Below are 14061 nucleotides of genomic sequence, written 5' to 3'. Positions count from 1 at the left end.
ACCTCCCTGCTTGCAGTTTAGCCAGCGTAGACGCCACGACCGGCGCGGTGGGCCGGTCGTGGACGTACGGGCTTACAGAATGTTGAATGGAATGGTGGTAACCAGGCGGAACTCGTCCAGGCTGCCGTCACCCTGGTTCTTGCTGGCGCGGTGCGCGGTGTAGGTGGCGCGGATGGCCGTGTCCTTCAGCGGGCCGCTCTGCACCGCGTAGCTGGTGCCGAAGCCCCACTCGTAGTGGTTTTCGCCATCCATCTTCTTCACGTCATACGCGGTGCCCTTGTAGTTGGTACCGTCGATACCCCAGCCGCGGGCGTTGTACAGGCTGAATTTCAGGCCCGGTACACCGAACTGCGCCATGTTCAGCGAGTAGTTGATCTGCAGGGACTTCTCGTTCGGGCCGTTGAAGTCCGAGAGCAGGGAGTTGGCCAGGAAGATCGCGTTGGTGTCGTGCAGGTAGTCGAAGTACTCGTCACCGTTCACCTGCTGCCAGGAGAAGGTCAGGGTGTGCGCCTGGTGGGTCAGGCCGAACGCCAGGCTGTAGGTATCGTTGTCGATATCGCCCAGCAGGCTTTTGCCTTCGTCCACGGTCTTGTAGTAGTTCAGGCCGGTGGACAGGCTCAGTACCGAGCTGTCACCCAGTTCGTGGGTAGCGCCGAAGTAGTACTGGTTCCACAGGTCTTCGACGTTGGACACGTAGAAGCTGGTTTTCAGGCTCTTCAGCGGCTGGTAGTTGATACCGCCGATATTGACGTGGTCGGCTTCGAACGCGCGGTCACCGTACTCGGCAACGAACTTGCTGGTGCCCTGCTCGGTCCGGGTGGAGAGGCGGTCGAAGGTGCCCAGGTCGAACGAAATGTTGTCGAACTCGGCGCTGTGCAGGCTCACACCTTCAAAGCTCGAAGGCAGTGCACGGTTGGCGATGTAGGCCAGAACCGGGGTATCGATCGACTGGCGACCAGCGGTCAGGGTGGTGTTGGATACCCGCGCCTTGACGTTGGCCAAACCCATCTTGCTCCACTGGCCGATCACGTCACCGTCGCGGTGGGTCAGGGTGCGGTTGTTGGGGCCGGCCACGGTCGCGCGTCCGCGCTCCAGGGCAATGGCGTTGTAGGCGGCAACTTCGGTGCTGAAGCCCACGGTGCCTTCGGTGAAACCGGAGGTGTAGTTGAGGATGGTGCCCTGCACCCAGTTGGTACGTTTGTGGGTAGGGTGGCTGGTGCCATCGCTGGATTGGTGTTTGAACAGCGCCTGTCGGGTGGCGCGTTCGTGGGCGTACCAATTGCGGGTAGTGCCCGACAGGCTCTGGTCTTCGAAGAAGCCCTTGGTTTCAGCCTGGGCACTGGTGGATTTCACGGTAACCGGGACGAAGTCCTGGCTGGCGGAGTCGGCGTGGGCCATGGCGGACAGTCCGGTCAGGGACATGGCCAATACTGCTTGGGTGGTTCGTCTCAAGGTAAAGCTCCCTTTAACTTCTCTTTTTTTTATGGTGCCGACCGGCCTTGTGGACCGGACGGATCTTGCGGTGGAACTTGAGCGGGAAACACCGGGTATCAGTCCACGCTGACGCCGGAGAAGTTGTTACGCCCGAACGGGCTGACCTTGAAACCCTCGACCTTGGCACTGAGCGGCTGGTTGACCGTCGAGTGGGCAATCGGGGTGATTGGCACCCGCTGCTTGAGGCGCTGCTGGGCCTGGCGATACAGCTCGGAACGCTGCTCGCGGTCGGTTACCGTCTTGGCTTTCTTGACCAGGTCGTCGTAGGGTTTGTCGCACCACATCGAGTAGTTGTTGCTGCCGATGGCGTCGCAGCTGTAGAGCGTGCCGAGCCAGTTGTCCGGGTCGCCGTTGTCGCCGGTCCAGCCGATCAGCATGGTGTCGTGTTCACCGTCCTTGGTGCGCTTGAGGTATTCGCCCCATTCGTAGCTGACGATCTTGACCTTCAGGCCGACCTTGCCCCAGTCGGCCTGGAGCATTTCGGCCATCAGCTTGGCGTTTGGGTTGTACGGGCGTTGTACCGGCATCGCCCAGAGGGTGATTTCAGTGCCTTCCTTGACCCCGGCCGCGCGCAGCATGGCGCGGGCCTTGTCCGGGTCGTAAGCGGCGTCCTTGATGGTCTCGTCGTAGGACCACTGGGTCGGTGGCATGGCGTTGGCCGCCGACTGGCCCGCGTGCTGGAACACGGTGCTGACGATGGCGGCCTTGTTCACTGCCATGTCCATGGCCTGGCGTACTTCGAGCTGGTCGAAGGGCTTGTGCTGGGTGTTGTAGGCGATATAGCCAAGGTTGAAGCCGGGCTTTTCTATCACCTGCAAGGTCTTGTCGGCCTTGAGTGCTTCAAGGTCGGCCGGGCGTGGGTGCAGGGTCACCTGGCATTCGTTCTTGCGCAGCTTCTGGATGCGCACCGATGGGTCGGTGTTGATCGAGAAAATCAGCTGATCGATCTGCACCTGGGCCGGGTCCCAGTAGTCCTTGTTGCCGCGATAGCGGATCTGCGAGTCCTTCTGGTAGCGCTGGAACACGAACGGCCCGGTACCGATCGGCTTCTGGTTGAGGTCGCTGGGCTTGCCCGAGGCGATCAGCTGGGTGGCGTATTCGGCCGAGATGATCGAGGCGAAGCTCATGGCCAGGTTCTGGATGAATGCGGCGTCAACGCTGTTGAGGGTGAACTTGACCGTGTTGGCGTCGAGCTTTTCGATCGAGGCGATGTTCTTGTCCAGGCTCATGCTGGTGAAGTACGGGAACTCGGTGGGGTAGGCCTTGCGCAGCGGGTGGTTGGGGTCAAGCATGCGCTGGTAGGTGTACAGCACGTCGTCGGCGTTGAAGGTGCGGCTCGGGGTGAAGCCTTTGTTGCTGTGGAACTTGACCCCTTCACGCAGGTGGAAGGTGTAGCTCAGGCCGTCGTCAGACACCTCCCAGCGGGTCGCCAGGGCCGGCTTGACGCCGGTGGCGCCGCGTTCGAATTCCACCAGGCGGTTGTAGATCGGCTCGGCGGCATCGTTGTCGGTGGCGCTGGTGTACTGGGCGGTATCAAAGCCGCCGGGGCTGCCTTCGGAGCAAAACACCAGGCTGTTGTCTTTGGCCAGGGTAAAGGGTGCCTGTGCCAGCAAACCTGCACTGAGCAGGGCGGCAAAGAAAGAGGTGCTACGCATGGGATTTCCGATCCTTTTTTTCGAGTTGTTCGAGCAATCCGTGGCGCACAGCAAACCGTCATCCGCCACCTGCGGCGCGCCCTCTCACGTTAGGGCCGTGAGGAGTGTCCGAGGAGGTACGAAATGGTTCGGTAGCTGTGGGATATTTCTGAACGTCGCACCGATTCTTCTGATCTGAAAGATCTCGATACGCGTACAGGTCCCGAGCCAGTAGTCAGTGAAGGCCCCGGGCTGCCGTCAGACAGTTCCGGGGCCGTTACCTGCTACTTGCTTACGCTGACCCCGTAGAAGGAGTTCAAGCCAAACGGGCTGATCTTGAAGTCCTGTACGGTCGTGCGCATGGGTTGATACACCGTCGAGTGTGCGATAGGTGTCATCGGAACCTGTTCTTTGAGGCGATGCTGTGCTTGTTTGTACAGCTCGGTGCGCTTGGCCGGGTCCGAGGTGGATTTGGCCTGCTTGATGAGGTCGTCGAACGGCTTGTCACACCATTTCGAGAAGTTGTTGCCGGATACCGCGTCACAGCCGAACAGGGTGCCCAGCCAGTTGTCCGGGTCACCGTTGTCACCACTCCAGCCAATCAGCATGGCGCCGTTCTCGCCGCCCTTGGAGCGCTTGATGTACTCACCCCACTCGTAGCTGACGATCTTCGCCTTGATGCCGATCTTCGCCCAGTCGGCCTGGAGCATTTCGGCCATCAGCTTGGCGTTGGGGTTGTACGGGCGTTGTACCGGCATCGCCCAGAGGGTGATTTCGGTGCCTTCCTTGACCCCGGCTTCCTTGAGCAGTTGCTTGGCTTTCTCCGGGTCGAACGGTGCGTCCTTGATGGTGGTGTCGTAGGACCACTGGGTCGGCGGCATGGCGTTGACCGCCAGTTGGCCGGCGCCCTGGTACACCGACGTGATGATCTGCTCTTTGTTTACGGACATATCCAGCGCCTGGCGCACCTTGAGCTGGGCCATCGGGTTGGGCTGGTCGCTGCCTTTGGTCTTGTCCATCACGTTGTAGGCGATGTAGCCGAGGTTGAAGCCTGCCTGGTCGGGCATCTTCAGGTTCGGATCAGCCTTGAGCGGCTCGATGTCGGCCGGGCGTGGGAACAGGGTGACCTGGCACTCGTTCTTCTTCAGCTTCTGCATGCGCACGGAGGCATCGGTGGTGATGGCGAAGATCAGGTTGTCGATCTTCACGTCATCCGGCTTCCAGTAGTCCTTGTTGCCGGTGAAGCGGATGTTCGAGTCCTTCTGGTACGCCTTGAACACGAACGGCCCGGTGCCGATCGGCTTCTGGTTGAGGTCGGCGGTCTTGCCTTCCTTGAGCAGCTTGGCGGCGTATTCGGCGGACTGGATCGAGGCAAAGCTCATGGCCAGGTTCTGGATGAACGCGGCGTCGACGGTGGCCAGGGTGAACTTGACGGTGTGCTCGTCGAGCTTCTCGACCTTGGTGATGTTCTTGTCCATCCCCATGTCGGTGAAGTACGGGAACTCGGTCGGGTAGGCCTTGCGGAACGGCATGTCCTTGTCGAGCATTCGATTGAATGTGAACAGCACGTCGTCGGCGTTGAAATTGCGCGTCGGCTTGAAATACGGGGTGGTGTGGAACTTGACGCCGTCACGCAGGTGGAAGGTGTAGGTCAGGCCGTCATCGGAAACATCCCAGCTGGTGGCCAGGCCCGGGATGACCGCGGTGCCTCCACGCTCGAACTGACTCAGGCGGTTGAAGATCGTCTCGGCTGAGGCATCGAAGTCGGTTCCGGTGGTGTATTGGCCCGGGTCGAAACCCGCTGGGCTCCCTTCGGAGCAGAACACCAGGTTGCTTGCAGCCTGGGCGAAGGGTGTGCTGGCAAGCAAGCCTGCACCGACTAGAAACGGAATGACCGCGTGTTTGAGCATGGTGGCCTCATTGTTGTCATTTTTTTTGAGTTTGAGGGCGGCCTCATGAGCCGACCTGCGGATACTTATGCAGGGCCCATACCCAATGCAACACTCAAAAAGATGACCGGGCCAAAAGGGTGGTACGAACGTACAGGAATGTCGCATTCGTGTAATTTTTCACGAAGTTGATCGTTTGCGAGGGGAAAAATAGTGCGTTTTGAGAACCAAGTTTGCGCGCACAGTCATAGTGTGCACCAAAAATGTGCGCGTGGTGTTACCCGGTAGCAGGTGCCGTAGCGACAGGAGCCGCTGCGACACCCCACTTTTGCGTTGTTACGGCAGTTGTACTTCGATGGTGCCATCGGCGCTCATGCTGACGTCGCTGGTACCGGCTTCGATTTCCGGTGCGGGGGCGGCGCCGGCATCCGCCATGGCGGCTTTCATCATCATCGGGGCGCGAGCGTACGGGTGAGGGTACCCGCTGCTATTGAGGTTCATGCTGACCACTTTGTAACTTTTTCCTCCAAGTGCTTCGGTAGCCAGTTGTGCGCGTGCCTTGAACGCAGCGACGGCCTCCTTGAGCAGGGCGTCTTCGCTGGCCTTGCGCGTGGTCGGGGCGATGGCGAAGTCCATCCCGCCCATTTTCAGCACTTGCAGCAGGTCGCCGGTGAGCTTGGACAAGGCAGGGAAATCACTGCTTTCCAGGCGCAGTTCGGCGCGCTCGCGCCAGCCGGTGATCTTCTGGCCTTTGTTGTCGTAGATCGGGTAGCTGTTGCGGCTGCCTTGCTCCAGCTTGATGTCCTTGACGCCACGGGCCTGTTCCAGCGCCTTGTTCATGGTGGTGGTGATTTCCGCGGCCAGCTTGGCCGGGTCACTGTTCTGCGACTCGGTGTACAAGGTGACGACCATCAGGTCGCGGGCCACTTCCTTGCTGACTTCGGCGCGCAGCGAGATCTGGTTGTAGCGAGGTTCTTCGGCCAATACCGGCAGGCTGGCGAGCATGCCGGCGGCCATGAGCAGGGTAGCGCTGCGACGTGGGGTGAACATGTGTAACTCCTTGAAATGTTGGCGTGGGGGATGAACATCCGGGCCACGCAGGCCCCTAAGACAGTGGAAAGTGTAGCGAGGTTCAAAAAGGCCACTACGGCGCGTGGAGACTGTGGCGCTTTGCCGCATTGCTGCAGTCCGGGGGCTGGCGCGGGTATACTCGCGACGATCCACCTGGAGCACTCATCAGGAGAGCTCATGCTCGCCCCCGTTCAAATGTTGTCCGCGACACGTCAGAACCTCTGGCGCCTTACCTTCATTCGCATACTGGTCCTGGCGGCCCAGGCAGGTTCCGTGGGCGTCGCCTACTGGACCGAACTGTTACCGCTGCCGTGGCTGGCGCTGAGCATCACCCTGGGCTTCTCCATGGTGTTGTGTTTGCTCACGGCGATCCGCCTGCGCACCTCGTTACCGGTGACCGAGCTTGAATACGCCGTGCAACTGGCGTGTGACCTGCTGATCCACAGTGCGCTGCTGTATTACTCGGGCGGCTCGACCAACCCCTTCGTCTCTTATTACCTGGTGCCCCTGGCGATTGCCGCCGTCACATTGCCGTGGATGTATTCGGTGATCCTGTCCGGCATTGCCCTGGTGGCGTACACCTTGCTGCTGGTGCAGTTCTACCCACTGGACACCTTCCCCATGGCCCGCGAGAAGATGCAGATCTACGGCATGTGGCTGAGCTTTGCCCTGGCCGCGGCGGTAATCACCTTCTTCGCGGCGAAGATGGCCGAAGAGCTGCGCCGCCAGGAGCAACTGCGTGCCGAGCGCCGCGAGGAAGGCTTGCGTGACCAGCAACTGCTGGCCGTGGCCACCCAGGCGGCAGGTGCCGCGCATGAGCTGGGTACGCCGCTGGCGACCATGAGCGTGCTGCTCAAGGAAATGCGCCAGGACCACCCCGACCCGCTGCTGCAGGATGACTTGGAAGTGCTGCAGGAACAGGTCAAGCAGTGCAAGCACACCTTGCAGCAACTGGTGCGTGCCGCCGAGGCCAACCGGCGCATGGCGGTGGAGGACCAGGAGGTCACCTTCTGGCTCGACGAATCGCTGAACCGCTGGCACCTGATGCGCCCTGAGGCGAGCTATCGCTTCCAACGCCTGGGCCAGGGCAGTGTGCCGCGCCTGGCGCCGCCACCGGACCTGACCCAGGCCCTGTTGAACTTGCTGAACAATGCCGCCGATGCCTGCCCCGATGACCTTGAAGTGCGCCTGGACTGGGACGCCGAGGACATCGTGATCAACATTCGCGACCATGGCCCGGGGGTTCCGGTGGCCATTGCCGAGCAGATCGGCAAACCGTTCTTTACGACCAAGGGCAAAGGCTTCGGCCTGGGCCTGTTCTTGAGCAAGGCCAGCGTCACCCGTGCTGGCGGCTCGGTAAAACTCTATAGTCATGAGGAAGGTGGCACGCTGACCGAGCTGCGCCTGCCGCGTGACGCGCGAGGAGACGATCGATGACTGATGAAATCCAGGTTGAAGGCGAAGAGCTGCCGCACTTGCTGCTGGTAGATGATGACGCCACCTTTACCCGCGTCATGGCGCGGGCCATGAGCCGTCGTGGTTTTCGTGTGAGCACGGCAGGTTCGGCAGAAGAGGGGCTGTTGCTGGCCCAGCAGGATGTGCCGGACTACGCCACGCTGGACTTGAAGATGGAAGGTGACTCGGGGCTGGTGTTGCTGCCCAAGTTGCTCGAGCTGGACCCGGAAATGCGCGTGGTGATCCTCACTGGTTATTCGAGCATTGCCACGGCGGTGGAGGCGATCAAGCGCGGCGCCTGCAACTACCTGTGCAAGCCGGCGGATGCCGATGATGTGCTGGCGGCGTTGCTGTCCGAGCATGCTGACCTGGACAGCCTGGTGCCGGAGAACCCGATGTCGGTGGACCGCCTGCAGTGGGAGCATATCCAGCGCGTGCTGACCGAGCATGAAGGCAATATCTCGGCGACCGCGCGGGCGCTGGGGATGCACCGGCGTACGTTGCAACGCAAATTGCAGAAGCGGCCGGTTCGCCGCTGAAATTGATTGTGTCTGTTCGGGCCTAATCGCCGGCAAGGCCGGCTCCCACAGAGTTGACGGTGCGTGCCGAACCTGTGGGAGCCGGCTTTGCCGGCGATGCTTTTAAGCCTGCAGCAGCGTGCGATCCACCCGCACCGCCAACTGCCCAGCCCCCGGCTTGGCGTCAAACACCGCCTTGCCGTCAGCCGCCACCTTGGCCCGCGCCACGACGACTCCGTCGCGCAGCAGTTGCAGTGGAACATCCTTGAGCGACTGGCCCGAAGCCAGCTCCAGATTCACGGTAATGGACATAGGTGACCTCCTTGTCACTGATGACGATCGATATAGGTAGTGGTGTCGCGATCCAGCGAGGCGATCAGCTCAGGTGAGCCGCCGCGCACTTGCCGGAACAGGTTGCGCCCGACGGATTTCCCCGAGTTGTCCACCGGTACGCTGAGGGTTGCCTGGAAGGGTTCACCCACTTCGGCATAGGCACTCCACGGCCCGATGTAGGACTCGTTCAAGCCGTTCACCACACTCACCGCATAACGCACCGCCCGGCCCGCGCCGGTGCCAGTGACGCCCGGTGCAGCCAATGGCGCCTCGAGGAAACCGCTCGGCTTGTTCGGCGTGTAGTCATTGAGCAGCAGGTAGGTGCTCCAACCCCACCAGTTGTCGATCTGCGCGGTATCGTTGAGGTTGTTGACGTCGGCACGGCGCATCAGCTTGCCGTTCTTCATCGCGAACAATGGGGCGAAGTTGCCCGGCACAGTGCCGGCCACCGCCGCCTGCAAATCCGCCGCGACCCGCAGCGCGGCAAATTGCCCCGGCTGCACCGGCGTACCGCTGGCGAAGGCGGCAAACACCTCGTCCACCGAGCGCTGCACCGCCAACCCGACTTGCTGGCGATTGCGCACATCGACGCTGTCGAAGTAACGCTTGTCGCCATAGCCACGCCAGGTATCACCCTGGGCGTTGCGCAGTACCAGACCGTACTTGCTGTCCTCATCGTGCATGAAGCGCGAGATCAGCGAGCCCAGGTCGGCCGGGGTGACGTTGTCCTTGATGGCTTTGCGCGGTACCCGCACGTGGCCGGAGGAGAACAGGTCGGTGAGGAAGTGGTCGGCAAAGGCGTTCATTGCATAGGCCAGCTCCAGGTCCACATCCAGGCCGCTGTTGCGGGCTTTGACTGCCTGGCGCAGCGCAGCGGTGTGACCGGCCTGGTAGGCCAGCAGCGCCCATTCACCGAAGTGGTCCCAGTTGCTGGCCGCCAGTTTCAGGTAACGCCCAAGGGGGAACAGCGCCGTGGCAAAGCTGCCACCGCCGGTGATCCGGTTCCATTCTTCCGACAGGGTATCGCCCAGTTGATCGTACGCCTCGTGGGGCTGACGACCGTCCTGGATCGCCTGATTCGCCGCAGCGATTTCCCGCTGCATCACCGCGAGGATCTTCTGCGCTTCCTCTTTCGAGGCTGGCAGCACGGCCAGCGAGTCAAATGCGGCAGCGAAGCGTTGAACACGCTCTTCTGCCGTGGCGCCGTCAGCGATCGGACGGTCGGGCACGCCGTAGAAGTCGCCGCCCAGCGCAACGATCTGGCCATAGCTGAGGTTCAGGCCGTTGGGCAGGTGCAGCGGCACTTGCCACGCCGGGATCGCCGGGGCGTCAGTCGCGAAGCGCAATTGCGCGCTGTCACCGATCGCGGTGTGTTCGCCACCCTCGAAACGCAGGGCCGGCTTGCCCTTGACGGGGGCTGGAGGCAAAACGCCCGGGCGGTGGTACTTGATGGTGTGGTGGCCGTCGATCACCAGCACGATGCGGGCGTCGGGGCCGGGGATGGCAATGCCGTCCACACTGAACAAGGCGTCCAGCGCGGCGACAACAGGGGCGGCAGTGGCCGCTCGGGCAGGCAGCCCGGTTTGCATGAGTGACATGTTCAGCTCCTTGAAATGTCGTGAATTCCATTAATTTAACTGTATGCATGTACAGTTGTTTTCGATCATATCGGAATTCATTCCGTCGTCAAGTGCTGAATTTTCTTACGCGCATTTGGTATTGGTCAGCGCGGTAAGCCGCGGCCCTGACGTATCATTAGCCCCCTAACGACAGCCGACGGGACCACCTGCATGCTTGCGCTTTTCCTTCAGACGCTGAACATCACCGCACCGGTGTTCGCGATGTTGTTCCTCGGCGTGCTGTTGCGGCGCATCAATGCAATCAACGAGGGTTTCATCTACACGGCGTCCGCGCTGGTGTTCAACGTGTGCATGCCGGCGCTGCTGTTCCTCGGCATCTACCACGCCGACCTGAGCGCTGCGGTACGCCCCGGCATGCTGCTGTACTTCTTCGTGGCAACCCTGGGTTGTTTTGGCCTGGCCTGGCTGATCGCGATCTGGCGTTGCCCGCGCGAGGACCGCGGGATCTATGCCCAGGGCGCGTTTCGCGGCAACAACGCAATCATCGGCCTGGCCCTGGCCGCGAGCATGTACGGCGATTACGGCATCGCACTGGGCTCGGTGCTCGCCGGGGTGGTGATCCTGCTCTACAACTCGCTGTCGGTGGTGCTGCTGGCGGTGTACAGCCCGTCGGTCAAGTCCGACCCGTGGAGCATCTGCAAGAGCATCCTGCGCAACCCGCTGATCATCAGTGTGCTGGTCGCCACGCCCATGGCCTACGCCCAGGTACCACTGCCCAACTGGCTGCTGACCTCCGCCGATTACCTGGCGCAGATGACCTTGCCGCTGGCGCTGATCTGTATTGGCGGGACGTTGTCGCTGGCCTCGTTCCGTGCCAGCGGCAAGCTCGCGTTGGAGGCGAGCCTGCTGAAGATGGTCTGGCTACCATTGCTCGCGACCCTTGGCGCGTGGTTCTGCGGTTTTCGCGGGGCGGAGCTGGGCATCCTGTTCCTGTACGTCGGCAGCCCTACGGCGGCCGCCAGCTATGTCATGGCCCGGGCAGCCAACGCCAACCATGAACTGGCGGCCTCGATCATCGTCATTACCACTGTTTTAGCCGCAATTACGACGAATATCGGCATTTTCCTATTGCAGTGGGGCGGCTGGATCTAGATGCTGTCGGCAAAATAATTCCAATACTGCCTCTCACGTCCGAGGACACTTCATGCAAGACGAGATCACGCCGGAGCGGTTGCATCGCGGCCTGAAGAACCGCCATATCCAGTTGATTGCCCTGGGCGGGGCGATTGGCACCGGCCTGTTCCTGGGGATCGCCCAGACCATCCAGCTGGCCGGCCCGTCCGTGCTGCTGGGTTATGCGATTGCCGGGATGATTGCCTTCTTCATCATGCGCCAATTGGGCGAGATGGTCGTCGAAGAGCCGGTTTCCGGCACCTTCAGCCATTTTGCGCACAGATACTGGAGCGAGTTCGCCGGCTTCATGTCCGGCTGGAACTACTGGGTGCTCTACGTGCTGGTCGGCATGGCCGAACTCACGGCCGTGGGTATCTACATCCAGTACTGGTGGCCGGGCTTCCCGACCTGGGCCACGGCGGCCGTGTTCTTCGCGCTGATCAACCTGATCAACCTGAGCCAGGTGAAAGTCTTTGGCGAGATGGAGTTCTGGTTCGCCCTGATCAAGGTGGTGGCCATCGTCAGCATGATCGGCTTTGGCGTCTACCTGCTGGTCAGCGGCACCGGCGGCCCGGAAGCCAGCGTCGCCAACCTCTGGCAGCATGGCGGCTTCTTCCCCAATGGCGGCACCGGGCTGTTGATGGCGATGGCGGTGATCATGTTCTCCTTCGGCGGCCTGGAGCTGGTCGGCATCACCGCCGCTGAAGCCGACAACCCGCGTCACAGCATTCCACGTGCTACCAACCAGGTGATCTACCGCATCCTGATCTTCTACATCGGTGCCCTGGCCGTGCTGCTGGCGCTGTACCCGTGGCAGAAAGTCGTGCAGGGCGGTAGCCCGTTCGTGATGATCTTCCATGCGCTGGACAGCAACCTGGTGGCCACGGTGCTGAACCTGGTGGTGCTGACCGCAGCACTCTCTGTGTACAACAGCTGCGTGTACTGCAACAGCCGCATGCTGTTCGGCCTGGCGACCCAGGGTGATGCACCCAAGCGCCTGCTCAAGGTCAACGCCCGTGGCGTACCGCTGGCAGCATTGGGCGTGTCGGCGCTGGCAACCGGCCTGTGCGTGGTGATCAACTACCTGATGCCGGCCGAAGCCTTTGGCCTGCTGATGGCGCTGGTGGTGTCGTCGCTGGTGATCAACTGGGGCATCATCAGCATCACCCACCTGAAGTTCCGCAAGGCCAAGCAGGCGGCCGGCGAAACGACTTTCTACCGGAGCTGGGGCTATCCGCTGACCAACTACATCTGCCTGGCCTTCCTGGCGTTGATCCTGGTGGTGATGTACCTGACGCCGGGCATCCGCATCTCGGTGATGCTGATTCCGGTGTGGCTGGCGGTGCTGGCCGTGGCGTTCTGGCTGAAGAAGAAAAGCAGCAAGGCCGTCGTCGCCAGCAACTGACGGCCTGCGGGGGAGTGGTCGGCAGGCTCAGCCCTGCTGATAGCTGTCGATCACTTCCTGCGCGGCGCGAAACGCATCCATCGCCGCCGGGACCCCGGCGTATACCGCGCAGTGCAGCAGCGCTTCGCGGATCTCCTCCACCGTACATCCGTTGTTCAGGGCGCCGCGCACGTGGCCCTTGAGCTCTTGCGGGCACTTGAGTGCGGTCAACGCGGCCAGGGTGATCAGGCTGCGGGTCTTCAGCGGCAGGCCTTCGCGGCTCCACACGCTGCCCCAGGCGTGTTCATTCACAAACTCCTGTAGCGGTGCGCTGAAGTCGGTGGCGTTGCCCAGTGCGCGGTCGACGAACACGTCGCCCATGACCTGGCGGCGAACCTGTTCGCCGGTTTTCTTGGTGTCGCCCATCTTGTTTTCCTTAGTGTTGGCGGCGCCAGGCACGCACGGTGGTGTACAGCAACACCGCCGCCAGCGCTGGCAGGACGTAGAACAGCATCAACTGCTCCAGGCGGGTGGCCAGCGGCATGCCGGTGGTGAACGCCACCACGTGCAGGCCGTAGGCCAGGTACAGCGAAAGGAATACCAGGCCTTCGGCGCGGGTGACCCGGTAGCCGGAATAGAACACCGGCAGGCTCAGCACGGCCACGCCGAGCATCACCGGCAGGTCGAAACTCAAGGCATTGGGCGAGATCGACAAGGGTTCGGGGGCAATCATCGCGGTCAGGCCAAGCACCGCCAGCAGGTTGAACAGGTTGCTGCCGATCACGTTGCCCACGGCAATTTCCCGTTCGCCGCGCAGCGCGGCGATCAACGAGGTGGCCAGCTCTGGCAGGGACGTGCACACGGCGACCACGGTCAGGCCGATGATCCGCTCCGACAAGCCCAGGTCGACCGCAACCTCCACCGAGGCTTCCAGCAACAGGTGCCCGGCCAGGCTGAGCAGGCCCAGGCCGCAGAGCATCAGCAGGATCGTCCCGGTCCAGAAACGCAGGCCGTGGGTGCGGGTCGGCTTGGGTGTCGGGTAGGTGCGTGCGTAATGTCGCGATTGGTGCCAGAGCAGCCCCAGGTAGCCGAACAGGCCGAGCAGCAGCAGGGCGCCTTCGAGGCGGCCAAGTGTTTCGTTGAGGGCCAGCAGGTACACCAGCAGGCTGGCGCCGATCATCAGCGGGATGTCCAGGCGCACCAGTTGACGGGAGACGCGCAGCGGAATGATCAGCGCGGCCAGGCCGAGGATGACCAGGATATTGAAGATGTTGCTGCCAATCACGCTGCCCACAGCGACATCCGGGGCGCCGGTATAGGCGGCTTGCAGGCTGACTGTCAGTTGCGGTGCGCTGCTGCCGAAGGCCACCAGGCTCAAGCCGATGATCAGCGGGCGTACCTGCAGGCTCACCGCCATGCGCAGGGCTGAGCGTACCAGCAGTTCGGCGCCGGCAATCAACAGCAGCAGGCCGAAGGCCAGTTGCAGCAGGCTGAAGGTGGGTAATGCGGCCAGGTTGAAAATGGCGGTGT

At 62.1% G+C, this 14061-nt stretch carries 12 protein-coding genes; 4 read left to right on the top strand and 8 right to left on the bottom strand.

Going from position 1 to position 14061, the window contains the following annotated elements; all coding sequences use genetic code 11:
* Positions 1-72: 72 nt before the first annotated feature.
* The 4 genes from M5G11_RS21905 to M5G11_RS21890 form a co-directional block, all read right to left on the bottom strand.
* Entirely contained in the window at positions 73-1422 is a 1350-nt protein-coding gene (locus M5G11_RS21905; RefSeq protein ID WP_273909079.1) for an OprD family porin, read from the bottom strand.
* A gap of 128 nt (positions 1423-1550) precedes the next feature.
* Complete coding sequence (locus M5G11_RS21900; RefSeq protein ID WP_273909080.1) at positions 1551-3149, bottom strand: ABC transporter substrate-binding protein; 1599 nt, start codon at positions 3147-3149, stop codon at positions 1551-1553.
* A gap of 263 nt (positions 3150-3412) precedes the next feature.
* Complete coding sequence (locus M5G11_RS21895) at positions 3413-5038, bottom strand: ABC transporter substrate-binding protein (protein ID WP_273909081.1); 1626 nt, start codon at positions 5036-5038, stop codon at positions 3413-3415.
* A 315-nt stretch (positions 5039-5353) separates the two neighbouring features.
* A complete protein-coding gene (locus M5G11_RS21890) occupies positions 5354-6067 on the bottom strand; it encodes an SIMPL domain-containing protein (protein ID WP_273909082.1) in 714 nt (237 codons plus the stop codon).
* A gap of 198 nt (positions 6068-6265) precedes the next feature.
* Between M5G11_RS21890 and M5G11_RS21885 the strand changes: the two genes are divergently transcribed.
* Positions 6266-7525, top strand: a complete 1260-nt coding sequence (locus M5G11_RS21885) for an ATP-binding protein (RefSeq protein ID WP_273909083.1) — start codon at positions 6266-6268, stop codon at positions 7523-7525.
* Entirely contained in the window at positions 7522-8082 is a 561-nt protein-coding gene (locus M5G11_RS21880; protein WP_273909084.1) for a response regulator transcription factor, read from the top strand. The genes M5G11_RS21885 and M5G11_RS21880 overlap by 4 nt, the downstream gene beginning before the upstream one ends.
* A gap of 102 nt (positions 8083-8184) precedes the next feature.
* Here M5G11_RS21880 and M5G11_RS21875 read toward each other — a convergent pair whose 3' ends face one another.
* The gene (locus M5G11_RS21875) at positions 8185-8373 is read right to left on the bottom strand and encodes a hypothetical protein (protein ID WP_273909085.1); all 189 of its coding nucleotides are present in this window, start codon (positions 8371-8373) and stop codon (positions 8185-8187) included.
* A gap of 14 nt (positions 8374-8387) precedes the next feature.
* A complete protein-coding gene (locus tag M5G11_RS21870) occupies positions 8388-9992 on the bottom strand; it encodes a phospholipase (protein WP_273909086.1) in 1605 nt (534 codons plus the stop codon).
* A gap of 192 nt (positions 9993-10184) precedes the next feature.
* Here M5G11_RS21870 and M5G11_RS21865 point away from each other — a divergent pair, with 192 nt between their 5' ends.
* Together M5G11_RS21865 and M5G11_RS21860 are read left to right on the top strand one after the other, a co-directional pair.
* Complete coding sequence (locus M5G11_RS21865) at positions 10185-11126, top strand: AEC family transporter (protein WP_273909087.1); 942 nt, start codon at positions 10185-10187, stop codon at positions 11124-11126.
* Between the two features lie 52 nt (positions 11127-11178).
* Positions 11179-12552 (top strand): amino acid permease, encoded by a 1374-nt coding sequence (locus tag M5G11_RS21860; protein WP_273909088.1) that lies wholly within the window; start codon positions 11179-11181, stop codon positions 12550-12552.
* A gap of 27 nt (positions 12553-12579) precedes the next feature.
* Here M5G11_RS21860 and M5G11_RS21855 read toward each other — a convergent pair whose 3' ends face one another.
* Positions 12580-12957: a carboxymuconolactone decarboxylase family protein gene (locus M5G11_RS21855; RefSeq protein ID WP_273909089.1), complete on the bottom strand. Its 378-nt coding sequence runs from the start codon at positions 12955-12957 to the stop codon at positions 12580-12582.
* A 10-nt stretch (positions 12958-12967) separates the two neighbouring features.
* Positions 12968-14011, bottom strand: a complete 1044-nt coding sequence (locus tag M5G11_RS21850; protein WP_273909138.1) for a calcium/sodium antiporter — start codon at positions 14009-14011, stop codon at positions 12968-12970.
* Positions 14012-14061: the final 50 nt, after the last annotated feature.

The organism is Pseudomonas fontis (assembly GCF_028656955.1).
In the GTDB taxonomy this organism is placed as follows: Bacteria; Pseudomonadota; Gammaproteobacteria; order Pseudomonadales; family Pseudomonadaceae; genus Aquipseudomonas; species Aquipseudomonas fontis.
Note: the sequence above shows the minus strand (reverse complement) of the source record. Positions and strands in the feature narration are given on the sequence as shown.